Genomic DNA, 23,785 nt, shown 5'->3' with positions numbered 1-23,785 from the left:
CCGCGCACAGCCGCGCGGACTACCGTGGAGTCATGCGTCCGCTCGCCGCCCTCCGCGCCGCACGACGCGCGCCGCTGCTGCAGGTGGCGAAGTCGGCCGCGGCCACGATCGCGGCCTGGCTGATCGCGGGCTGGCTCGTGCCGGGGCACCTTCCCGTGTTCGCGGCGATCGCCGCGCTGCTCGTCGTGCAGCCGAGCGTGAACCAGTCGTTCGCGAAGGCCGTGGAACGCAGCATCGGCGTCATCGCGGGCGTCGTGATCGCGGTGCTGCTGAGCCTCGCCCTCGGCGGACTCAGCTGGGTCGTGTTGCTCGCGGTCGTCGTGGCGATGGTGGTGGCGTGGTCGTTCAAGGCGACGCCGGGCACCGCGAACCAGGTGGCGATCTCGGCGATGCTCGTACTCGCGCTCGGATCCGCGAGCCCCGACTACGCCGTGGACCGGATCCTGGAGACCCTCATCGGCGCGGCCATCGGCTTCGTCGTCAACGTGGTCGTGGTGCCCCCGGTGCTCGTGGATCCGGCGCGGCGCGACCTCGCCCTGCTCGGCGGAGAGCTCGCGGCGACCCTCGACCGGCTCGGCGACGCGATCACCGAACCGCAGAGCCCCGCGCGCCTGCAGGAGCTGATGCTCGAGGCACGGCTGCTGCGTCCGATGAAGGACGCCGCCGACGCATCGCTCGGTGCGGGCGAGGAATCCCTCACCCTGAACCCGCGCGGATCCCGGCACCGCACGGAGCTCGCGGCGATGAGCGCGCTGCTCGAACGGCTCGGCCCGATCGTGACGCAGGTCATCGGCATGACCCGCGCCTACGTCGATCAGTACGACGACACCCTGCCGGCCGAACCGTCGGTGCCGGCGATCGCCGAGCAGCTGCACCGCGCCGGGCACGACGTGCGCCTCGCCGTGCAGCTCGCCGAGGTGGATCCGGAGCCCGAGACGCTCACCTCGGCGATCCCGGCGCTCACCTCGGCGCTCGACATCCGTCCGCCGTCGTCGCGCAATTGGGTGCTGATCGGCTCCCTCACCGAGGATCTGCGCCGCATCCGCGCCGGCCTGCGCGACGAGGACTGAGGCGGATCCGGTCCCTGCCCCAGATCCGGTCCCTACCCCAGATCCGGTCCCTACCGCGGATCAGGCCGCGGCCGCGGACCCGGATCGGTCGCGAGCCGACGGCGGGCTCGCCTCCCGTCCGTGCACAACTCAGGCTGGAGCTCGCCGAAGGGCCCCGAAGACCGCCGATACCGGCGCGTCCGCGAAGTCCAGCCTGAACTGTGCGCGCGGCCCCTCGCCCACCGGGCACGCTACGACCCGATGAACTCCTCCACCGGGCCGAGGTCGGGTTCCTCGCGGATCTCGACGGCGGATCCGAGCGCGTCGGTGTCGAGCACGCGGATCTCGTTGCGTCCCTCCCGCCACAGCGGGCCCGGCGCGTACAGCGTGACCTGCGGGCCCACGGCACGGGAGCGTCCGAGCAGGAACCCGTTCAGCCACACCAGGGCGTTGCCGGCGCCGGGGAACGCGAGCCAGGCGTCGGCGGGGTCTGCGACGTCGAACACGGCGACGGCGAGCCCATCGATCGGCGCTGCGGCCGCCGGGGCCGCCGCGTCGGGCAGAGCCGGATCCGCGGGCGCCTCCTGCGGGACGACACGGTGGGTCCAGCCGTGGGCGAACCGGCGCCCGATCCGCACCCCGGCGAGGATGCCCTTGCGCTCCCCCGTGTGCGGGCCGTAGTTGACGCGCCCCTGGCTCTCCACGACGAGCGTGAGCACGCCGGATCCTCCCTCCGCCGGTAGATCGAGCGACCGCTCCCCGTCCCGCTCGAGCACGCCGAGGCGCACGCCGTCGAGGTGGACGACCGCCCGGTCGTGCAGCACGTCGACGGTCAGCGCGGCACCGGGGGCGTACGTGATCTCCGCCTCGTACACGACCAGACCGTCCTCGGCGCCGAGCTCCTCGAAGGAGAGCGGCATCGGCACGGCAGCACCGGCGGGGACGGCGCGCACGACGTCGAGGAGCGACGCGACCGGGCTCAGCGGAGCCGAGGCGGCCGGCTGCCGGCGCGGCGCTGCCGGGATCGGCGGCAGGTCGCCGTCGTGGAACGGCGCGAAGACGGCCCGCAGCGCGTGGAACTTGTCGTTCAGGGATCCGTCCTCGCCGATCGGCGCGTCGGAGTCGTACGAGGTGACCGTCGGCTGCAGCGCGCCGTCGTGGTTCGCGCCGGCCCACAGGCCGAAGTTCGTGCCGCCGTGCGCCATGTACAGGCTCACGGATCCGCCCTCCGCGAGCAGCTCCTCGACCGTGCCGATCATGCTCGCCGCCGACCGCACGTGGTGCTGCTCGCCCCAGTGGTCGAACCATCCGCCCCACAGCTCGGCGCACATCAGCGCGTCGCCGGGCCGGCGCAGCTTCTTCGCGAGCGCCACTCCGGTGCCGAACGTGAACGACCCCATCGCGCCCTCGACGCTGCCGTTGCGCACCATGTCCGCGGTCGTGCCGTCGGCCGTCGTGAGCAGCTCGACGATGCCGCGCGAGCGCAGGGCGTCCCGCAGGTGCACGAGATAGTCGTGGTCGCTGCCGAAGGATCCGTACTCGTTCTCGACCTGGACCGCGGTGATGGGCCCGCCGTGCGCGGCCTGCAGCGGGGCCAGCCGCGGGATCAGCGCGTCGTACCAGGCGTCGACCGCGGCGAGGAAGACCGGGTCGCTCGTGCGCAGGGCGCCCGTGCGTGCGCTCAGCCAGAACGGGATCCCGCCGTTCGACCACTCGGCGCAGATGTACGGGCTCGGGCGCACGAAGACGTCGAGGCCGACGTCTCCGGCGAGCCGGATGAACCGCTCGGCGTCGCGCCAGCCGGTGAAGTCCGCTTCGCCCTCGACCCGCTCGTGGAAGTTCCACGGGATGTAGGTGTCGACCGTGTTCGCCCCCATCGCCGCGAGGCGGCGCAGCCGGTCCTCCCACTGGTCGGGGTGGATGCGGAAGTAGTGCACCGCTCCCGACAGCATCCGGAACGGCCGACCGTGGCGCAGCAGGGCGCCGTCGCGGTGGGTGAGCGCGGGGCTCGGGGTCTCGGTCATGGCTCTCCTGGGATCGGACGCGATGTTTGCGTCACCATTGTCGCTCACGCACGGATCCCAGCGCACCTGCGCGCGCGAGGCGGTGTCGAACTCCGTCGATTCGGCGCGTTCCGCGGGCGCACGGTCGAAATCCCCCGGATCGACGGAGTTCGACACACGGTTCTAGGCTGACGGCATGTCCACGACCCTTGCCGACGCCCTCGCCGAGCTCGCCGCCCTGGAGGATCCGAAGGCGCGCGCGGTCAATGAGCGCCACGGCGACGCGCACGGCGTGAACCTCTCGAAGCTGCGCGCGCTCGCGAAGCGGATCGGGACGGATCCGGAGCTCGCCGGTGAGCTGTACGACTCCGGGGATGTGGCGGGACAGCTCCTCGGCATCCTCGTCGCGAAGCCCCGCGCCCTCGACGCCGACGATCTCGACCGCATGCTGCGGTCGACGCAGAGCGCGAAGGCGCACGACTGGCTCGTCGCCTACCTCGTGAAGAAGTCGCCGCTCGCCGAGGAGCTGCGCCTGCGCTGGCTGGACGACGCGGATCCGGATGCGCGTGCGGCGGCCTGGTCGCTCACCTCCGCCCGGGTCGCGAAGGATCCCGACGGCCTCGACCTCGACGGGCTGCTCGACCGGATCGAACGCGAGCTCGTCGCCGCGCCCGCGCGTGAGCAGTGGGCGATGAACGAGACGCTCGCACAGATCGGCATCCACCACGCGGCGCTGCGCGACCGTGCGATCGCGATCGGGGAACACCTGCAGGTGCTGGCCGACTACCCGACGCCGCCGAACTGCACCTCGCCGTTCGCACCGCTGTGGATCGCCGAGATGGTCCGCCGGCAGGGCTGAGGCCCGGCCGCGCTCACCGCCGGATCCGGCGCCCGCCCGCGCAATCCGGCGCCCGTTCCGCAATCCGGCGCCCGCCCGCAATCCGGCGCCCGCCTGCGCATGCGCGCACGACCCGGTCCGACCCGAATCCGTCTCGCTACCCTGATCGCATGAGCACGCACATCGCCGCCGCGCCCGGCCAGATCGCCCCCGTCGTCCTCTTCCCCGGAGACCCGCTGCGGGCGAAGTGGATCGCGGAGACCTTCCTCGACGACGCGGAGTGCTACTCCGAGGTGCGCGGCATGCTCGGCTTCACCGGCACCTGGCAGGGGCATCGCGTCTCCGTGCAGGGATCCGGCATGGGGCAGCCGTCCATGTCGATCTACGCCAACGAGCTGTTCCGCGAGTACGACGTGCAGACGATCGTGCGGGTGGGCTCGTGCGGCGCGCTCACGGAGAAGGTCGGCATGCGCGACATCATCATCGCGAACGGCGCGTGCACCGACTCGGGGATCAACCGGATCCGCTTCCACGACCAGGACTACGCCCCCGTCGCCGACTTCTCCCTGCTGCGGCGCGCCGTCGAGGCGAGCGAGCGGGCCGACCTCGACCACGCCGTGCACGTCGGCCTGCTCTTCTCGAGCGACCAGTTCTACAGCACCCGCCCCGAGCTGACCGAGCCGTTCGTCGCGCACGGCGCGCTCGCCGTGGAGATGGAGACCAGCGCGCTCTACACGCTCGCCGCGTTCTTCGGCCGGCGAGCCCTCAGCATCTGCACGGTGTCCGACCATCTCGTCACGCACGAGGAGACCACGGCCCTGGAGCGGGAGCAGAGCTTCGGCGACATGGTGCGCATCGCGCTGGAGGCCGCAACCGCGGCCTGACCCGGCGTGCGGGTCGCGGGCGCCGACTGCGCGAGCGCTCGCCCCGTCCCACGACCCCGGGGCGGGGCGGAGCATCTCTCCGTATTCAGGCTGGAGGTCACGGAAGCCCGGATTCCGGGACCATTCCGAGGCGGAGCCGATCGTCCAGCCTGAGTTGTGCCGGCCGTGGCCCCCAGACCAGCCGCTCGGCGACTCCGGCGGGTGGGATGATCGATGCATCATGTCTGCGCGCCTCGATCCGTCCGTCGTCCGCCCGGCCGCGGGGGATCCGGATCCTGACGCGGTCTATCTCGCGTTCGTCGAATGGGCCGAGTCCACCGGGATCTCGCTCTACCCCGCGCAGGACGAGGCGGTCATCGAGATCGTCTCGGGGCAGAACCTGATCCTCAGCACCCCGACCGGGACCGGCAAGTCGCTGGTCGCCGTCGCCGCGCACTTCGCCGCCCTCGCCGCCGGGCGCCGCACGTACTACACGGCCCCGATCAAGGCGCTCGTGAGCGAGAAGTTCTTCAGCCTGGTCGAGGTCTTCGGAGCGGAGAACGTCGGCATGGTGACGGGCGACTCCGCCGTCAATGCCGACGCACCGATCGTGTGCTGCACCGCCGAGATCCTGGCGAACCTGGCGCTGCGCGAGGGGCCGGACGCCGAGGTCGGCCAGGTCGTGATGGACGAGTTCCACTTCTACGGCGACCCGGATCGCGGCTGGGCCTGGCAGGTGCCGCTGCTCTCGCTGCCGCAGGCGCAGTTCGTGTTGATGTCGGCCACTCTCGGCGACGTGACCGAGCTCGCCGCGGACCTCACCCGGCGCACCGGCCGGGGCACCGCCGTCGTGACCGGCGTCGAGCGCCCGGTCCCCCTGCACTTCTTCTACGAGACGATGCCGATCCACGAGACGATCGACGACCTGCTGCACACCGACCGCGCCCCGGTCTACATCGTGCACTTCTCGCAGGCGGCGGCCATGGAGCGCGCCCAGGCGCTCGCGAGCGCGAAGGTCGCCACCCGCGAGCGGCGCGACGAGATCGCGGCGCTCATCGGCGGCTTCCGCTTCACCACCTCGTTCGGCAAGACCCTGGCCCGGCTGCTGCGGCTCGGCATCGGCGTGCACCACGCGGGCATGCTGCCGAAGTACCGCCGGCTCGTCGAGCAGCTGGCCCAGCGCGGACTCCTGCGCGTGATCTGCGGCACCGACACGCTCGGCGTCGGCATCAACGTGCCGATCCGCACGGTGCTGCTCACGGCGCTGACGAAGTTCGACGGAACCCGGATGCGCCAGCTCAACGCCCGGGAGTTCCACCAGATCGCGGGCCGTGCCGGCCGTGCCGGCTTCGACACCGCCGGCACGGTCGTCGCCCAGGCTCCCGAGCACGAATCGGAGAACATCGCCGCGATCCGCAAGGCCGGCGATGATCCGAAGAAGAAGCGCAAGATCATCCGCAAGAAGGCGCCGGACGGGTTCGTGTCCTGGGGCGAGCCGTCGTTCCAGAAGCTCATCGCCGCCGAGCCCGAGACGCTCACCTCGCACATGCAGATCACGAGCGCCATGATGCTCAACGTGATCGGACGCGGCGGCGACGTCTTCGCGAATATGCGCGCACTGGTATACGACAACCACGAGCCGCCGGCGAAGCAGCGGATCCTGGCCCTCCGGGCCATCGGCATCTACCGCACCCTGCGGGAGTCGGGCATCGTCGAGCGCGACCCCGACGGCACGATCCGCCTCACCGTCGACCTGCAGCCGAACTTCGCCCTGAACCAGCCGCTCTCCCCCTTCGCCCTCGCCGCCTTCGAACTGCTGGATCCGGAGGATCCGGCCTTCGCGCTCGACATGCTCTCGATCGTGGAGGCGACGCTCGACGATCCCCGCGCGATCCTCAGCCAGCAGGAGTTCGTCGCGCGCGGCGAGGCCGTGGCGGCGATGAAGCGCGAGGGCATGGAGTACGAGGAGCGCATGGAGGCGCTCGAGGAGATCACCTACCCGAAGCCCCTCGAAGAGCTGCTGTCGGCCGCGTTCGAGACCTTCGGCGCGGCGCAGCCCTGGATCCGCGACTTCGAGCTGCATCCCAAGTCGGTCGTGCGGGACATGTACGAGCGAGCCATGTCGTTCGGGGAATATGTCGCGCTGTACAAGGTCGCCCGCTCCGAGGGCGTCGTCCTGCGCTACCTCTCCGATGCGTACCGGGCCGCCTCGCAGACCATCCCCGAGCACCTGAAGACCGAGGAGCTGCGCGACCTCATCGAATGGCTGGGCGAGCTCGTGCGCCAGGTCGATTCCTCCCTGCTCGACGAATGGGAGGAGCTCGTCTCCGGCCATCCCGTCTCGCACGACGAGGAGCCGGTGGTGCCCCCGGCGCCGAAGCGGCTCACGACGAACGTGCGGGCCTTCCGGATCCTCGTGCGCAATGAGCTGTTCCGTCGCGTGCAGCTCGCAGCCCGAGAGGATCTGGACGCCCTGGCGGGGCTCGACCCCGAGTTCGGGACCGCGGGCTGGGATGCGGCGCTGGACGCGTACTTCGCCGAGCACGACGAGATCCGCACCGGCCCCGATGCCCGCAGCGCCGCGCTGCTCATCATCGACGAGACGGGAGGGCCGGGCCACGAGCGTCCGGCCCGCTCCTGGGTCGTACAGCAGATCCTCGACGACCCCGCGGGCGACCACGACTGGCGGATCTCCGCGACGGTCGATCTCGACGCCTCCGACGAGGCAGGCGAGGCGGTCGTCGTCGTGACCGCCGTGGACCGGCTCTGATCCCGCCCCTTCAGGGGATCCGCGTCCGATGTCCGACGTGCGGCGTATCGTCGAAGACACGGAGCGGAACGGAGGGCGTCATGACGATTCACGAGGGCCGCGGAGGGCCGACCGCACACCAGGGGGCGCACCGGAGGGCCGGGCGGACCAGCCCGCTCCGGCACAGCATCATCCCTTCGTATCTCCTGTCGAGGCTCGCGGAGTCGGAGCGCTACACGCAGGCCGCGGAGGCGGCGCGACAGACGCTGATCGCCGCGCCGCCCGCGGCGCGTCGTTCGCAGCTGCGCTTGTCGATCGACGAGAACGGAACCCTGGTCGCCACCGTCGAGGCGGCGCCGAACCGCACCATCAGCGATGCCCACGGCACCGAGACGCTCCCCGGCACGGTCGTGCGCACCGAGGACGAGCCGACCGTCGCGGATGCCGCCGTCAACCAGGCGTTCGACGGGCTGGGGGCCACGTTCCAGATGCTCCTCGACGCGTTCCAGCGCAACTCGATCGACGGCAAGGGGCTGGCCCTCGACGCGACCGTGCATTACGGATCCGGGTACGACAACGCCTTCTGGAACGGCGAGCGCATGGTGTTCGGCGACGGCGACGGCGAGGTCTTCCAGGGCTTCACTTTCGCCCAGTTCGCGGCCGCGACGATCGCCGAGGCCGACGCCGTCAGCACAGCCACCGGCGACGCGGCGAGGATGGCCTGGGCATCGGTGGGCGTGATCAAAGCGACGGGCGATGGGCACTCCGCCGGCTGACCCGCCCGTCGGGATCCCGTCCGAGACCGACACCGACGACGGCGTCGCGATCCGTGTGGCGCGCAGCGGCGGCATCGCAGGGATGACGCGGCGGTGGAGCGTGCAGCCCGCCGGGGATGCCGAGCACTGGATGCTGCTCGTCGACCGCTGCCCGTGGGACGAGAAGCCGCCGCCCGGCACGGGCGCGGATCGGTTCGTCTGGCGCATCGAGGCGCGCATCCGCCGCGAACGGCATGAGCAGGTGATCCCGGAGGAGCATCTCTCCGGCCCCTGGCGCGACCTCGTCGAGGCGGTCCGCGCCGCCGACGGAGGAACCGCTCCTCAGTGACGAGCGCCCCGCGCGCCGGTCCTTCCCGTCTTCCCCGCCCCGCACCGGCTCTCCCTCGCCGGCGCGACACGGATCAGGGGAGGGAACGACACAGCGGGGAGGGTGCGCCCGCGTCGCGGGCCCGCCGTGCGGCTCGCCGTCAGTCCTGGCCGGACTCGTCCGCGGCGACGGCCGGCGCGGGGATCGCGATGCTCGTCGCTGAGGTGGACGCACCGAGGCCGAGCCCGAGCGGATCCGCCGCGGGCTCGGGGAGGAGATCGTCTTCGCGATCCAGCGGTTCGCCGGGCAGCGCCGCCCACGCGCTCGGCTCCTGCGGCTTCTGCGTGAACATGCCCATGGATCCATTGTGCGCCCGGCACGTCGACGAGGCTCGCCCGGGCGGGAAGGCGGATCGGGCACGGAGCCTGCCGCCGGACGCACGTCAGGATCCGGCACGGAGCCTGCCGCCGGAGGCACGTCGACGAGGCTTCTCCCGCGCGCAGAGGATCGCGGGTCAGCTCGAAGTGAAGCACGGCCTCGACGTGCTCGAAAGCCGGCAGTCGACGCCCGGACGCTCAGCGCGAACAAGCCCGCCGAGACCGCGCGCGCCGCCCGCGAGGGCGAGGCCTACACGCAGCGCGACGAACTTCGTCGCCGTCTACGCACCGCGGCCGCGAACACCTCAAGCGAGCGCGACTGCGTCACGGCGGCACGACAGGCGCGCGTCATCGGATGCACCGCGGCGATGATCCCGAAAGACGCCGCCGACAAACCGATCTGGTACGCACCGTCGAAGCTTGATCGAGCGCTCGGCCTACCTCAGCTGCGCTCCGGTTGGGAGCACAACAGCGCGCCGAAATGCTGCCAGAGCTAGAGAAGCAAGAGCCGGCCGTTACGCAAGACAGCGTCCAGCCAACCTCTTCCCCTAATGGATCGAACGCGCTCCAGACGAATAGCCAGCCGGAGAGAGCGGAACCAGCTGCCAACCAAGGGTACGGCCCGTCGTCACACAAAGTACCTTCAGCCGCGACAAACCCGGCTGAGTACACGGCGCATATCCGGGCACTTCGAAAGGTCCTAGCTGATCAGTTCGGCGAAGACGATAAGCGATCATCGTTCGGCATCTACAACGCGGGCCGCATGCTCGAAGCATGGCTGCGAGTCGAAAAAAGAGCAGCAGAAGTCGGGCGAATTCTCGGCCTCACACGCGCCAGTGCCGCGAACCTGCGCACCCTCGTCCCTCGTCTCGTGGACCGCGGCCTCATGTCGAAGGCGACTGCCCTAGTTGCTTTCGACCTACAGAATCTCCGCAACAGACTCGTACACGAACTTGACGACATCCGGATCAGCGAAGCACTCGCATCAGATTTTGTGGAGTCCGCTGACAACCTCAATGAGGTGCTCGATGGCATCGCGAAGAAGCTGAAGTCGTTCCCCGATCCAGACGGCGATATGCGGTGACCCGGGCCGCGGCGCTGGCTTGCCGACACAGATCACACTTCAGGCCCACGCGTCGGTGCGTTGCGCGAGGCGCTGGCATGCTCCCTGCCAGATCCAGCAGCGCGGGTTCCCCGTCGTCGACGGGCAGCTCCTCGCAGACAGCATCCGCGGTCCAGCGGCGTACGAGGACCGTACAACGCACGTCGACGTCGCCGAAGCGCAGCCAGACGTGACCCCAGAGGTGCACAGCGTCCGAGACGACGGTCACCGGCTGCGCGTTCAAACGCAACTGCTCAGCCGTGAGTGACTGCAGAGGGTCGGCGCAGCGCGCGGCCCGCAGCTGACGCTCCTCAAGGCGCTGCATCCCCAAGTGCGGGTAGCGCTTGTTCGTCCCCACCCTTCCACGGATAGATCAGATTTACCAAACTATGATGCCTATGGATCATCTGAGATTCGCTTGTAATAGCGACAATGTCAGTCGACAGTCTGACAACCTTCACGTTTCGCCACGCGCGTGCTGACTTCTATGATGTGAACCCCATGATGCCGATTCAGCCCTCGAACGAAATCGCCTTCTTCCCCGACTGGGGACACAAGTGGCCACTCTGGGGACCGGTTGCTCTACGCCCCGAGCACCTTGGGCTGTCCACAGATCTAACCCGGCGACTTGTCGAGTGGGTTCGGGTGTGGCAGGAAGAACTTGACCCTGTCTTCGAGATCCGGTGGCCGTCTACTGAGATGGGGGAAGCCTGGATCGCCGAAGGTGAAGCTCTCTGCAATGAGGTACAGGAGGCAGTGAAGAAGCGGGGAATCGTAGTGATCCCCCGCTTCTCCGAGTTTGCGCCGACCCAAGAGGGCTAGCGCCTCCTAGGTGTGCTCCGTCAGTCTTCGGAGCAATCCGAAGTCCAGTAGCTATCGCTCAGATAAGCGGTGATGACGATGTTGTTGTTCACAGACGAAATCGTGTTCGCATACCAGGACGAATAGATCTTTGTCCCTTGCCAGATGTGATACGGCGCCGAGAAACACGCCTTGTCATTACTAAGCGCAACGGCCGGCGGCTGCGGCATGTCGAGGGTTGCCTTGATTGCGTGGTCCATGTAGTCGGCCCCGACGGCGCCCCGGCGCTAATTGCGCTCTGTCGGATAGCTTCCCAGGAGTTGGGGTGGAGCGCCGAGCCCCACTGGTGGCGAGACCGGATGTGCTTGAACCCTGATGATGTGTCGGTACCGCACTTCAGCGGCGTCGACCCCTCGGGGATCCACGGACCCCATGCGTTGTCGAACCGATAGTGCCAATAGCTGGTGACCTCCCAGTTTGGATCGTTCCCCCAGTCGCAGTTGAGCGTGTCAAGCGGATCGAACAGGTAGGGCGTGACCGCGGTCTCCCCTACGACCCCGAGCAGTGTTGAATTCTCAAGGCTTGTGCCGATGCGAATCTCGTCGCCGGGCTTGCCTGGCTTTCCCGCGTTGGCTCCGCTTGTGCTGCCCGGGTTGTTGCCCTCTCCTCCGTTCCCAGCGGCCATTGCGGGCGCCGCACTCGAAGCCGCGATCACGAAAGCCGCCAGACCTGCAAGAATCGCAAGCCTCACTCGACGCTTCTTTGCCATGCTTTCTCCTCCGCTAGGGACTAGCTCCTATGCGAGTCCTGGGGAAGGCTATCCATATCCGGTGAATCTGGCTGTCCGTCCTTTGGGGACAACTGGGCGTGATCTCACCCCGCCGCGCTGCACAGCACGGTTGACTACGCGCTCACAGGGTGGATGAGCTGCGGCCCCTCGTCCTTCGCGCCGAAAGGCGCCAACTGGTCGACGCGCAGCGCTTCGGCCTACGCCCCGCCGGCACGCACGGCCTCGTCGATGAGCACCTGATCTCCCGTGACGGTGGGGTCGGGCCAGTGCGACCACAGCTGCTCGGGCAAGATGAGCTGGCTGCCGGTGCCCGACGTGCAGGCGGATCCGGATGCCGCTAGGGTGATCGCGTGATTCTGAGTGACGCCTCTCGCAGCCAGCAGCACGCCGCGATCATGATGGATCCGCCCATTGATCCCAGCATCGAAGAAGCCAGCAATCCGCGGAGTTGCTTCTTGAGCGCATCGAGGCTTGGGCTGTCTCGATCGGCAGACCGCTCTCGGCATGGGATTCCTGGCCCTGCGCAGCTCGATCATCGACATGTCTGCACACGCGGCGTCTACCGGGTACCCCGAGCCTGCGCTTCGGCAGGCTGCCGCCGAGCTGAACAACCGCATCGTCCAGTACGTGCGTAGCGCCATCGACTTCGAGAAGCAGCTGGAGGGGACGGTTTGCATCCAGGCGACGTCGGTCCTTCGCGTTCCGGTCTTCTGGGAGCTGCACTACGAGTACGTGTTCGAGTCTGGGCTGGACTGGTATCTCGGCGCCGTCATGCAGAACGCGTTCCTGGGCAACCCCTTCGCGAATGAACGCGGGCACTGGAAGTCGCCGCACGGCGTCGCTATCGGGTAACTGGAGCTATGCCGGCTGAATGCCGTGACGGTGATCTCGGACTATGAAGCCAGCCTCCTTGTCCACCCCGAGATGGTCAAGGGGCCCGACCGAGCAGCCGCCGCCTCGGTTCGCGGCGCAGGCATCAAGAAGCACCGTCGCTCGTTCGACGACTGACCAAGCAGTCGGCTCTTATTCGCGGCGCTCAGAACAGCACTGGCGCCGCGCTCGACGTCGCCCCCGGGGGCGAAGATCGGGACCGGCGTTAGCTTTCGTTCGCCAACTACGACCGCTATCTACCCAGATTCGATAACCCCGTTATCCAGTTGAAAGGACACTATGTGCGTTTCTCGCCATCGCGAACGCGTGGTTCTGCGGCGCCTCGCATGACCCTGATGTCCGCGCCGTAACGCATCATGAGACGCATGACGACTTTGAGGACCTCGTACCGCCCCACGAGCCAGCCGAGGACGCTCTCGCGTTTGCGGGCAAAGCTGCTCTAAGCACCATTCCCGTCATTGGTTCGCTCGCGTCCGAGACCGTCGCTCACGTTCTCGCCTCCCGGCAGGCGCGACGCCCGCATGAGTTCAACACCGCGATCGTAAGAGCACTTTCTGATGCGATCGAGCGGCTCGACGACAGCATCACGATCGACGACATCGGGGGCTCGGATGAGTTCGTCGCGGTGGTCACGCGCGCAACGCGCCGCGGCCGAGACGGCGAGCCGGGCGCGTCGCGCCTGGCTTGCGGCGGCAGTCGCGAACGGCGGGAGCTGGGCACCATTCACCGCCACCGAGCGGGAGCAGTTCACCCGCCTCGTCGACAAACTTAGTCCGCTGCGTATCTGGATGCTGCACTACGTCACCAATCCCGAGGCATGGCTCCAAGCGCACGGCTCTGGGAGCAGCACCAGGACCTCTACATGAGCGGCATCAGCGGGCCACTCGAGTCCGCGCTCGGCACCACGGCGAACGCGTCTCGCGAGCCCATAGCTCAAGCTGCGGCGGACCTGGAACGCAACGGTCTCGCGCAAATCCCTCTCACAACGACGATGACACCCCAGGGCATCTTCGCTGCCCGCACCAACGCCAAGGGTCATCGCTTCCTCGAGTTCCTCAACGAGCCCGACTCGGTCGCAGCCCACCCTCCCACAAGCCTTTGAGCCGCGGCCATAGTCAAGATGGATCGCCATCGTATGAATCAGCAGTCACGAACTCGATCGGATTCTGAGGTGAACCCGATAGCAGTGTTTGCCGCGGCCTCGACCGTCGACCTGTTCTGGGATGGCGTGCCCAATTGGATCGTCGCGGTCACCGGCGACCACGACTGCTCCCCTCGATCCTGCGCGGGCAGGTCCACATCCTCGTTTCCCATGATTTGACTGTGCTGGGAAACCACGAACACGCTGCAGGACTGCAGCCACGCCGATCAGCTCCTCCCCCCGGCAACGACAGGTGGACCCACCGCTTCGACGGCTTCCGTATCTCGCGCCAGTACGACGCGGGCACGACCGCTCTCGTCGGCAGCGGCCGCGCCTTGAACCACGTCTCCAGCGTCTCGGACCGGGAGTTGATCGAAGGGAACTCGCCCGGGCGGGAAGCCGGATCGGGCACGGAGCCTGCCGCCGGACGCGCTCCGCCTCAGCCTCGCCAGAGCCTCGCCCGAGCCGAGACCCGGGGAAGGTCCGGCACCAGAACGGCGAGTACGCGGACGAAGGTCGTCATCCAGACAAGGCCCAGCCCCACGGCGATCGCCTCGACTCCCGTGGAGGAGTACAGCCCGACCGGCCAGTGCAGCAGCACCGCCGCCGCCAGCAGCACGCCGAGCCCGACGGTCGCGATCACGAGCGCGCGGGGCGGCCCCGGCAGCGCCGCCGCCGAGGTCATCGCGGCGAGCGCGAACAGCACGAGTGCGCCGACCGCCGCGATCCAGTGCACGACCCTGTTCGCCTCGATCGGCACGAGCCCCACGACGGCGAGGGCGCACCCCGTCGCAGCCCAGAGCGCGACCACGGCGGCGATCCCACGCAGAGCGGCGTCGCCGCGCAGCCGGTGCAGATCGCGTCCGATGTAGGCCCCGACCGTGGCGAAGAGCAGTCCGGCGACCGTGAGCGTGCCGTTGAACGCCCAGCCGCCGGCGCCGAGGCCGAGCTGGGAGAAGTTCCGCTGCCACCACAGCGGATCCCCCGCCGTGCCCATGGCGAACAGGGTGCCGATCGCCAGGAAGCCGAAGAGCAGGGCCGCCAGGTCGCGGGTGCGGATGCCGGCGCCCGCGGTGTACGCGAACCGCCCGCCGATCGCCGCTGCGACACCGGAGATCACGGCGCCCCCGAGCGCCGGGGCCGTGAAGCCCTGCAGCCCGGCCCCGAACACGAGCCCGGCGAGCAGCACGCCCAGGGCGGTGACCGCGGCGAACGCGACCGTCAGCGCGACCGCGGAGATGTGCGAGATCGCCGTCTGCCAGCGGGGCATCGCAGAGGTCTCACCGCGACGGTGCTGCAGGGTGCTGGCGACGAACGCCGCCGCGGCGATGGCCGCGGCGACCACCGCGACCGGCGGACTGAGGGATCCGGGTCCGGTCAGCGGACGAGAAGGGCCGGACAGCACCGCGAGCCCGGCGACCGTCCCCGCGGCGAAGCAGAGCGCCGTCGCCCACACCGTGCGCGTCTCGGCGCGCAGTCGCTCCGCAGTGTCCATGCCGTCATGCAATCACGCCCCGCCGACACCGACGGCGGCATCACGGCGACAAACCAGATCCTGCAGGAGACTCACGTGCTGACGTGATGTCTCGGGACAGAAGTGGTTTCTCGCGACGGCGCCCCGAGGCGCGCGTCGGGGCCTGCGCCCCGAGGCGCGCGTCAGCGCGTCAGCGCGTCAGCGCGTCAGCGCGTCAGGGTGCCGGGTCCGCCGTGCAGCTCGCCGCGCACCGGCCATCGCCCGTTGTGCTGCCGGAACTCGCTGGCGCGCAGCAGCGGAGAGAGGTCATACAGGTTCGGGCTCAGCCGGAGCCTCGGGCCGGACGCCGCTCGGACGGTGAGCTTCAGCCTCCCGCCGGACGCCTGCACGGAGTAGTCCACGATGTCGGCGTACGCGATCACCGCCTCGCGACCCCACACGGTGCGGAACGCGATCTCATCGGCCCGGGGCTCGACGTAGAAGTTGCGGTACATCACGAGGAAGCACACGCCGGCGAGCACGATCAGCGCCGAGGCGATGCGCATCGGCCACAGCATGCCGTCGGGGTTCGCCGCGGTGAACGAAGCCAGGGCGAGGAGTCCTCCCAGCGCCACGAAGAGCACCCCCACGAAGAGCACCAGCTTCGGCATCCGCTGCCGCACCGGGCCCACGGAGCGCCGTCCGCGCAACCGCGAGATCGCCGCCGCCACGAGGATGAGGACGGCGAGCACGAGAAGGATCTTCACCACGAACGTGGACATCCCCCGAGCGTATCCGCTCGCGACGCACGGCAGCCGAGCGGGGACGGGCCCGGATCCGAGCCGGAACAGCCCACGTCCGTACGCGGACGGGCCCGGATCCGTCCGGGATCCGGGCCCGTCGGGCGGATCAGACGAGAACGAGGTCCTCCAGGCGGGCGTAGGACGTCTCCATGCCGTCGATCATGCCCGTGGCGAGGATCATGTCGCGGGTCTCGGCATCCGGGTACTCGATGAGCAGGGTGATCAGCGTCGCGCCGTCCTCCTCGTAGAGCGAGAGGTCGTTCAGCGTGACCGGCCCTTCGGTGCCCTGCATGCGCTCCGTGGTGACCGCCCGGCGCGGGGCGTCGACCAGCAGCGCCTCGCCCTCGAACCCGAAGGCCTGACCGGCGCCGTCTCCGACGGGGGCCCAGGAGTTGCGGTAGGTCTCGCCCGCCCGGGCGGCGACGACGCACTCCGTCATCTCCCAGCCGTCGGGTCCGAGCAGCCACTGCTTCATGAGCTCGGGGTCGTTGTGCGCGCGCCAGACGAGCTCCTGGGGCCCGTCGACGAGGCGCGTGATCCGCACGTGGGTGTCATCGAGCACCTCGAGCCGGGTGCCCTTGCCCTGGGCGTAGTCGCGCAGGTCCTGCAGCACGGCGTCGAGCTGGCTCATCGCCATCCGGGTGCCCTCGACGGCGCCCATCGCCACGACCTGCTCGAGTGCCTCGACCGAGTCGAAGTACGACACGTTGGTCATCCGCGTGCCCTCCGCCGACGGCGCGAAGCCGAAGGTCATGCGCATGCTCGGGAAGCCGTCGAGCGGTTCGCCGTCGTCGCCGACGAACGAGTCGAGCACCTCGAAGCCGTGCGGGCCGTCGATGGAGAGGAACTCCCAGGATCCGCTCGACTGCTCGCCGCGCGGGCCGTTCATCGTGTACCGGGCACGGCCACCGACGGTCAGGTCGAACGCGGTAAACGTCGCGGGCCAGCCGGGAGGGCCCCAGAAGCGCTCCAGCTGACGCGGATCGGAGTAGGCCTTCCACACGCGCTCGACGGGGGCGGCGAGATCGGCGATGACGGTCATCGTCAGGTTCTCGGGGTCGGTGATCACATCGGTGACAGGCATGTCACCCTCCTTCTGGGTCGGTCGAAGCTGTCGGTCTCGGTCAGGGAATGGTGGATCCGCGCGGTGCGGGGCGCGCGTCGGGGTCGTCCTCGGCGAGCAGGTCGTCGAGACGGGCGATCCGGTGGCGCCAGAGATCCTCATAGCGGGAGAGCAGGGCGCGAGCGCGGGCGATCATCTCGGGATTCGCGCGGACGAGCCGCTCGCGTCCTTCGGCGCGCTTGACGATGAGCTCGGCCGCCTCGAGCACGGCGACGTGCTTCTGCACCGCCGCGAACGACATGTCGTAGTCGCGGGCGAGTTCGGAGACGGACTGCTCTTCGGCGATCGTGCGGCGCAGGATGTCGCGCCGCGTGCTCGCCGCGAGGGCCTGGAACACACGGTCGATCTGTTCATCGCTCAGTTCATTTCGTACAACCATTTGGTTGTAGATTACGACCGCGCGGATCCGGTGTCAACAGGCATCCTTCCTCCGAACGCCCGCGACCCCTTCCCCGCCGCCTCGGAACGAGGTCGGTACGGGAAGGGGTCGCTGCCGATCCGCTATTGGCCAACCGATCGGCGAGGAACTCTGGAGGGGGTAGCCCCGAGAGTTGCCAGCAATTTACACCCTTTACTTATCCCGGCGAAGGGGCGGAAGGCCCATACCCCACGGGCTCCTCACGCGCCAGACGAGCGGCCGAAACGGAAACATGCCGTCGGCGGAATGTTCCGATCGGCGCGTCGTTCCGCGGCGCCCTGGGGCCCCTCGCGACACCGCCCCACTGGTCGCCGACACAGCGACCACAGGCCGCCGCAGGTGGCAAGCGGTTGCTTGTTACCCGATCGTTATCCATCTGGATCCAGATCTCTGGCGTCTGGAATCTTCACAGAATTCAGCACCCCGTCCGACAAATCAACCTATGAAGGGGCTGTACAACGCACCGATATACCGCTAGGAAGTCTCTCAAGGGGGAGCAACGACGCATTGGCCGCGCCGTTGAGCGACTTCCCCTTGTATCCAACGGAGTTCTTCCACGGAGGGGGTAGTTCATGTTTCTGACGAACCACGAGGAGACCGGACGGGGGAGGCCCCCGGGCCGGCGCCGCCGCGGATCGGGTCTCGTCCTGACCGGAACGGCGATCGGCGTCGTCGGCGTCCTGTTCGCGACCAGTGCGGCTTCCGCCGCCGGGCTCGACACATATCCGAACGACAAGGCCGAGGCGGAAGCCAGCATCCTCGACATGAGCCTCGCGGGGACCGATCTGTTCGGTCTCGCGCAGTCCCACGCCGGCTCGACCCAGAGCCCCGGGCCCAACACCGAGGCTTTCAGCGGCGCCATCGGGGGCACCGAGATCGTGGACTTCGGCTCCGGGTACCAGATCCCGCTGGACCAGTTCATCTCCTTCGGTCAGCTCGGCGCACTGCAGAGCCGCTCGACGGCGACGGACGGACGCAACGCCGAGGGCATCGCCGGCATCGTCGGCGCCGACGGCGGTCTGACGCTGGACGGCACCGACAGCGAGTTCGGCGAGGCGCAGATCAACCTGCTCTCGATTCCGGGGGCCTCCGCCGCAGCGCCGGCCATCGACAAGGCCGACCTGAGCTTCGCGCTCGGCGGCGCCTGGGTGAAGGCCATCGACGGAGTCCTCCAGGATCCCGACGGCGGCGTCACCGGCTACGGGCAGTACCGCGCCGGATCCGCGAAGCTCGTGATCCACTCGCCGATCATCGAGCAGGCGGCCGCCGGGCTCAGCGACGCCGCTGGCACGCTGGAGACCTCCGCGGTCGACACGATCAACCAGGGTCTGAACCTGACCCAGCTGGCATCCCTGGTGCCCGGCACCACGCTGACGACCACGGTGTCGAGCACGGTGAAGCAGGACGTGCTCGATGCGGTCATGCTGTCGCCGATCAAGACCAAGGACGGATACGCGGAGATCGATCTCGGCAAGGGCACGATCACGATCGACCTCGGCCGCCTCGGCAGCAACGACCCGAGCCCGAACCACCCGAACGGGATCATCCCCAACCGTCCGGTCGGCCTGAACAACCAGGCTCCGAACACCGAGCTCATCGACAGCGACACCTACCCGTTCATCGCCGGCGACATCCACGAAGCCATCGAGACCGTGCTCTCGGTCGCCTCGGATGCGGCGCTGAACTCGATGAAGGGCATCACCGTGCACGTCGCCGCCACCGTGGCGCCGCCGCTGCTCCCGCCCACCTCGGCCGCGTTCGGCGTCAACCTCGCCGGTCAGGTCGTCGAGCCGTGCACCGGCACGGCCTGCGTCCTGCTCGCGCCGGTCATCTCCGCGGTGCAGCTCGCGATGTCGCCGATCAACCTGATCCTCTCCGACGGCGGGAGCCCGATCTTCGCGGCGTTCACCACCATCAAGACGGATCTGGTGACGGCGCCCATCCGGGCCGCGGTGGAGCCGTTCCTGCAGGCGATCGCCGGGAACCTCTTCTCGGTGCAGCTCAACCATCAGAACGTCACGACGTGTCAGGCGCCGGACGGCAGCACCAAGACCACCGGTGTCGAGGTGTCGGCGCTGAGCTTCGGCGTCGGCGGCGGCACCGCGCGGCTGGGCATCGGCAACGCCGGCGCCCGCGTCGACGCGTGCGGTCTGGCCGCGGCTCCGGTCGTGACCGCGTCGTCGCCCACCCCGGCCGGTGCGTGCACCACGCTCACCTCGACGGGCTGGGCGCCGAACACCGCGGTCGCGTTCCAGCTGACCGACGCCTCGGGCGCCCCGGTGGGCTCCCCGCTCACCGTCACGACCGACGCCACCGGGGCCGTCCCGGCCGGCACCTGCCTCCCGGTTCCGGCGGGTACCGCGCCGGGCGACTACACCGTCGTCGGCACCGATCCGTCCGGCACCACCGGCACGGGCTCCGTGACGGTGTACGACCCGGCTCTCACCGCACAGTCCCCGGTCGCTCCGGGCGACTGCTCGGCCCTGACCTCGACCGGCTGGATCCCCGGCACCACGGTGACGTTCCAGCTGACCGACGCCTCGGGCGCCTCGGTGGGCTCCCCCGTCACCGCGACGGCCGACACGAACGGCGCGATCCCGGCCGGCACCTGCGTGCCGATCCCGGCGGGCACCGCACCCGGCTCCTACACGGTCACGGGCACCGACCCGACCGGCGCCGAGCGCACCGCCCCGATCACGGTCGGCAGCTCGACCGGCACCCCGACGCTGAGCGCGCAGTCCCCGGTTCCCGCCGGTGGCGAGAGCACGGTGACGGGCGGATCCTGGAACCCGAACACGCCGATCACGCTGCAGCTCACGGATCCGTCCGGCGCGCCGCTCGGCACCCCGGTGACCGCGACCACGGACGCGAACGGCGACCTGCCGTCCGGGACCACGGTTCCGATCCCGGCCGACGCGGCTCCCGGCGCCTACACGATCGTCGGAACCGATCCGGCATCGGGTGACACGGCCACGGCGGACGCCGCGGTGTACGCGCCGACCCTGACCGCGTCCTCCCCCGTGGAGGCCGGCCAGTGCACGACGCTCACCTCGACCGGCTGGGCGCCGAACAGCACGGTGGGCTTCCAGCTCGCCGACGGCTCCGGCACGGCGATCGGATCCCCGCTCTCGGTGACCACGGACGCCACGGGCGCGATCCCGGCCGGCACCTGCCTGTCGGTGCCCGCGGGCACCACCCCGGGTGACGACACCGTCACGGGCACGGACGCGAACGGCGCGACCGTCACCGCCCCGGTGACCGTGGTCGCGGCGACGTCGCCCGTGCTGACGGCGTCCTCCCCGGTCCCGTCGGGCGGCTTCACCACGGTCACCAGCGGAGGCTGGGCGCCGAACACGCCGATCACCTTCCAGCTGACCGATCCGTCCGGAGCTCCGGTCGGAGCCCCGGCGACCGCGACGACCGGCACCGTCGGCACCGTCCCGACCGGAACCGTGCTGATCGTCCCCGCGGGCAGCCCCGCCGGCGAGTACACGGTCACCGGCACGGATCCCTCCGGCGCCACCGCCACGGACGCGTTCACCGTCTACCAGCCCGCGATCCAGGCCACGAGCCCGGCGCCCGCCGGTGGCACGACGACGGTCACGAGCACCGGCTGGCTGCCGAACGCGCAGGTCGCCCTGCAGCTGACGGATGGCTCGGGCGCCCCGGTGGGCGCACCGACCACGGTCACCACCGACGGGAACGGCGCGATCCCCACGGGGACCACCCTCGCCATCCCGGCCACGATCGCGGCGGGCGCCGTGCTCACCGTGACCGGAAGCGACGACGGTGGCGCGACGGTGTCGGCGGATGTGACGGTGTACGCGCCGTCGCTGACGGGCGGCCCTGCCGCTCCGGCCGGCGGCTGCTACCCGGTGTCCGGTGCCGGCTGGCAGCCGAACACCACGGTGACGCTGCAGCTCACCGACGCCGCGGGCGCCCCGCTGGGAGCACCGGTGACGGCGACCACGGACGCCGCGGGCGCCCTGCCCGCCGGCACCTGCGTGCCGATCCCCGCGGGCACCGCCCCGGGTGACGCCACGGTCGTCGGAACGGACGGCAACGGCGCGACGGTCGAGATCCCGGTCTCGATCTACGCACCCGCGCTGTCGGCGACCTCCCCGGTTCCGGCCGGCGGCACGACCGACGTCACGAGCGACGGCTGGCTGCCGAACTCCGAGGTGACGCTGCAGCTCGAGGACGCCACCGGCGCCCCCGTCGGTGCTCCGGTCTCGGTCGTCACCGGCGCCGACGGCACGATCCCCGCGGGGACCGTGCTGACCACGCCCGCCGGCGCAGCCGCCGGCACCGCCTTCACCGCCGTCGGCACCGATGCGAACGGCGGCACGGCCTCCGCTCCCGTCGTGGTCTACGTCCCGGCGATCTCGGCGACCTCCCCGGTTCCCGCCGGGGGAACGACGACGATCACCGGCACCGGATGGGCGCCCGTCGACACCGTGTCGCTGCAGCTGACGGATCCCTCCGGGGCTCCCGTGGGCGCACCGGCCACGGCGATCACGGGCGCGGACGGCGCTCTTCCGGCCGGCACCTCGGTGCTGATCCCGGCGGGCGCGGCACCCGGCGACTACACGGTGGTCGCCACGGATCCGCGCGGCGGCACCGCCGAGGCCCCGGTCTCGGTGATCGCGGCGACCACGCCGGTCCTGTCGGCGACCGGTCCGGTCCCGGCCGGCACGACGACGACGGTCACCGGCGGCGGCTGGGCGGCCGGCGCGAGCCTGTCGCTGCAGCTGACGGATCCGTCCGGTGCGGCCGTGGGCGCTCCGGTGTCCACGACCGCGACGCCGGACGGCACCCTGCCGGCCGGAGTCACCATCCCGGTCGCGGCGAACGCGGCGGCCGGCGCGTACAGCGTGGTCGGCACGGACGCCGCCTCGGGCGACATCGCGACCGCCGCGGTCGACGTCTACCGCCCCGAGGTCATGGCGACGAGCCCGGTCCCGGCGGGTGGCGAGTCGGCGATCACCGGTTCGGGCTGGCTGCCGAACACGGCGGTCACGCTGCAGCTCGCCGACGCGGCCGGCGCTCCAATCGGATCCGCGGTGCAGGTCACCGCGGACGCGAACGGCGCACTGCCGGCGGGAGCCGCGCTCGCGGTCCCCTCGGCGACGGTCCCCGGCGCTTACACGGCGACGGGCACGGACGCGAACGGCGCGACGGCATCGGCTTCGGTCGAGGTCACTGCGGCGGTCGCCCCCGGCATCGATGCGACCGGTCCGGTTCCGGCCGGCGGGCGCACGACGGTCACCGGCGGCGGCTGGACGGCGGGTCACTCCGTCGCCCTGCAGCTGACCGACCCGTCGGGCGGCCCCGTGGGCGCACCGGTCACCGCGACGATCGCGGATGACGGCACCCTCCCCGCAGCGACCGTCGTGCCGGTCCCGGCCGATGCCGCCGCGGGGGCGTACACCGTCGTCGCGACCGATGCGGCATCCGAGGACGCCGACACGGCCGAGGTCGCGGTCTACCACCCGACGCTCGCAGCCGGCGGACCGGCCGCGCCGGGCACGCAGACCGCGGTGACGGGCGGCGGCTGGCAGCCGAACACCACCGTGAGCCTGCAGCTGACGGACCCCTCCGGGGCTCCGGTGGGCGCGCCGGTGACGGTCACGACCGACGCGAACGGCGGCATCCCCGCGGGCACGGTTCTGCCGGTCCCGCAGAACGCCGCCCCGGGCGCGTACACGGTGGTCGGCACCGACGCCGCGGGCGCCGCGGTCTCCGCGCCGCTCACGGTGTCGGCGGGCACGCAGTCCTGCACGATCGATCCGGTCGTGAAGGTCCAGCCGTCCTCCGTCCGCCCGGGTGACACGATCCAGGTGACCGGTACCGGATTCGCGGCCGGCACCGCCGCCACGGTGACGATCACCGACGCGTCGGGCTCTGCGCTCGGCCAGTCGGTCATCGTGACCGTCGGCCCCGGCTGCGGCTTCACGTTCACCATGACGGTCGACAAGGGCGCACAGCCCGGCGACTACACGGTGACCGTGAAGGACGACGCCGGCAACACGGGCAGCGGCACGTTCACCGTCGCCCGCACCGGATCCGGATCCGGCACCGGTACCGGATCCGGCACCGGGACCCTCCCGCAGACGGGTGGCGACGCCACCCCGTTCGCGGCGGCGGCCCTGCTCCTGCTGATCGCCGGAGCGGCGCTGGTGCTCGTGCGCCGGCGCTCGGCGAGCGCACGCGAGCACTGATCCGGGAAGGATGAGGGGGGCGGCGGTCCGTTCAGGGCCGCCGCCCCTCCTCCGTTCCAACCGATATTCCGGTGCCGCTA

The 23,785-nt window shown here is 70.3% G+C and carries 17 protein-coding genes; 10 read left to right on the top strand and 7 right to left on the bottom strand.

Features of this window, described 5'->3' with window-relative positions:
* Positions 1–32 precede the first annotated feature (32 nt).
* The gene (locus J8G10_RS17825) at positions 33–1,070 is read left to right on the top strand and encodes an aromatic acid exporter family protein (RefSeq protein ID WP_251448192.1); all 1,038 of its coding nucleotides are present in this window, start codon (positions 33–35) and stop codon (positions 1,068–1,070) included.
* A 230-nt stretch (positions 1,071–1,300) separates the two neighbouring features.
* On the opposite strand, the gene J8G10_RS17820 is transcribed toward J8G10_RS17825, so the two are convergent.
* Entirely contained in the window at positions 1,301–3,073 is a 1,773-nt protein-coding gene (locus tag J8G10_RS17820; protein ID WP_251448189.1) for a beta-galactosidase family protein, read from the bottom strand.
* 175 nt (positions 3,074–3,248) lie between these two features.
* Between J8G10_RS17820 and J8G10_RS17815 the strand changes: the two genes are divergently transcribed.
* From J8G10_RS17815 to J8G10_RS17795, 5 genes are all read left to right on the top strand, one after another.
* Positions 3,249–3,911 (top strand): DNA alkylation repair protein, encoded by a 663-nt coding sequence (locus tag J8G10_RS17815; protein WP_251448186.1) that lies wholly within the window; start codon positions 3,249–3,251, stop codon positions 3,909–3,911.
* Positions 3,912–4,060: 149 nt separating this feature from the next.
* Positions 4,061–4,774: a purine-nucleoside phosphorylase gene (gene deoD / locus J8G10_RS17810; RefSeq protein WP_251448183.1), complete on the top strand. Its 714-nt coding sequence runs from the start codon at positions 4,061–4,063 to the stop codon at positions 4,772–4,774.
* A 220-nt stretch (positions 4,775–4,994) separates the two neighbouring features.
* A complete protein-coding gene (locus J8G10_RS17805) occupies positions 4,995–7,523 on the top strand; it encodes an RNA helicase (RefSeq protein ID WP_251448180.1) in 2,529 nt (842 codons plus the stop codon).
* A gap of 80 nt (positions 7,524–7,603) precedes the next feature.
* Positions 7,604–8,278, top strand: a complete 675-nt coding sequence (locus J8G10_RS17800) for a hypothetical protein (RefSeq protein WP_251448177.1) — start codon at positions 7,604–7,606, stop codon at positions 8,276–8,278.
* Positions 8,259–8,606 carry a protealysin inhibitor emfourin gene (locus tag J8G10_RS17795; RefSeq protein WP_251448174.1) on the top strand — a complete coding sequence of 116 codons (348 nt, stop codon included), beginning with the start codon at positions 8,259–8,261 and terminating at the stop codon, positions 8,604–8,606. Before J8G10_RS17800 ends, J8G10_RS17795 begins: the two co-directional genes overlap by 20 nt.
* 139 nt (positions 8,607–8,745) lie before the next feature.
* On the opposite strand, the gene J8G10_RS17790 is transcribed toward J8G10_RS17795, so the two are convergent.
* Entirely contained in the window at positions 8,746–8,943 is a 198-nt protein-coding gene (locus tag J8G10_RS17790; protein ID WP_251448170.1) for a hypothetical protein, read from the bottom strand.
* A gap of 782 nt (positions 8,944–9,725) precedes the next feature.
* Here J8G10_RS17790 and J8G10_RS17785 point away from each other — a divergent pair.
* Entirely contained in the window at positions 9,726–10,046 is a 321-nt protein-coding gene (locus J8G10_RS17785; protein ID WP_251448167.1) for a hypothetical protein, read from the top strand.
* Positions 10,047–10,906: 860 nt separating this feature from the next.
* Here J8G10_RS17785 and J8G10_RS17780 read toward each other — a convergent pair.
* The gene (locus J8G10_RS17780; protein WP_251448164.1) at positions 10,907–11,125 is read right to left on the bottom strand and encodes a hypothetical protein; all 219 of its coding nucleotides are present in this window, start codon (positions 11,123–11,125) and stop codon (positions 10,907–10,909) included.
* A 1,034-nt stretch (positions 11,126–12,159) separates the two neighbouring features.
* Between J8G10_RS17780 and J8G10_RS17775 the strand changes: the two genes are divergently transcribed.
* A complete protein-coding gene (locus tag J8G10_RS17775; protein ID WP_251448161.1) occupies positions 12,160–12,507 on the top strand; it encodes a hypothetical protein in 348 nt (115 codons plus the stop codon).
* Between the two features lie 901 nt (positions 12,508–13,408).
* Positions 13,409–13,648: a hypothetical protein gene (locus tag J8G10_RS17770; RefSeq protein ID WP_251448158.1), complete on the top strand. Its 240-nt coding sequence runs from the start codon at positions 13,409–13,411 to the stop codon at positions 13,646–13,648.
* 478 nt (positions 13,649–14,126) lie between these two features.
* On the opposite strand, the gene J8G10_RS17765 is transcribed toward J8G10_RS17770, so the two are convergent.
* The 4 genes from J8G10_RS17765 to J8G10_RS17750 form a co-directional block, all read right to left on the bottom strand.
* On the bottom strand, positions 14,127–15,182 hold the full coding sequence (locus J8G10_RS17765) for a DUF998 domain-containing protein (RefSeq protein ID WP_251448155.1): 1,056 nt from the start codon (positions 15,180–15,182) through the stop codon (positions 14,127–14,129).
* Positions 15,183–15,367: 185 nt separating this feature from the next.
* Positions 15,368–15,922 carry a hypothetical protein gene (locus J8G10_RS17760; RefSeq protein WP_251448153.1) on the bottom strand — a complete coding sequence of 185 codons (555 nt, stop codon included), beginning with the start codon at positions 15,920–15,922 and terminating at the stop codon, positions 15,368–15,370.
* Between the two features lie 127 nt (positions 15,923–16,049).
* A complete protein-coding gene (locus J8G10_RS17755; protein ID WP_251448151.1) occupies positions 16,050–17,027 on the bottom strand; it encodes an SRPBCC family protein in 978 nt (325 codons plus the stop codon).
* Positions 17,028–17,067: 40 nt separating this feature from the next.
* Positions 17,068–17,445 (bottom strand): metalloregulator ArsR/SmtB family transcription factor, encoded by a 378-nt coding sequence (locus J8G10_RS17750; protein ID WP_251448148.1) that lies wholly within the window; start codon positions 17,443–17,445, stop codon positions 17,068–17,070.
* Positions 17,446–18,056: 611 nt separating this feature from the next.
* Here J8G10_RS17750 and J8G10_RS17745 point away from each other — a divergent pair.
* Positions 18,057–23,705, top strand: a complete 5,649-nt coding sequence (locus J8G10_RS17745; protein ID WP_251448145.1) for an LPXTG cell wall anchor domain-containing protein — start codon at positions 18,057–18,059, stop codon at positions 23,703–23,705.
* The last annotated feature ends 80 nt before the right edge of the window (positions 23,706–23,785 follow it).

Origin of the sequence: Microbacterium sp. USTB-Y, from assembly GCF_023703415.1 — a bacterium.
Classification (GTDB): Bacteria; Actinomycetota; Actinomycetes; order Actinomycetales; family Microbacteriaceae; genus Microbacterium.
Note: the sequence above shows the minus strand (reverse complement) of the source record. Positions and strands in the feature narration are given on the sequence as shown.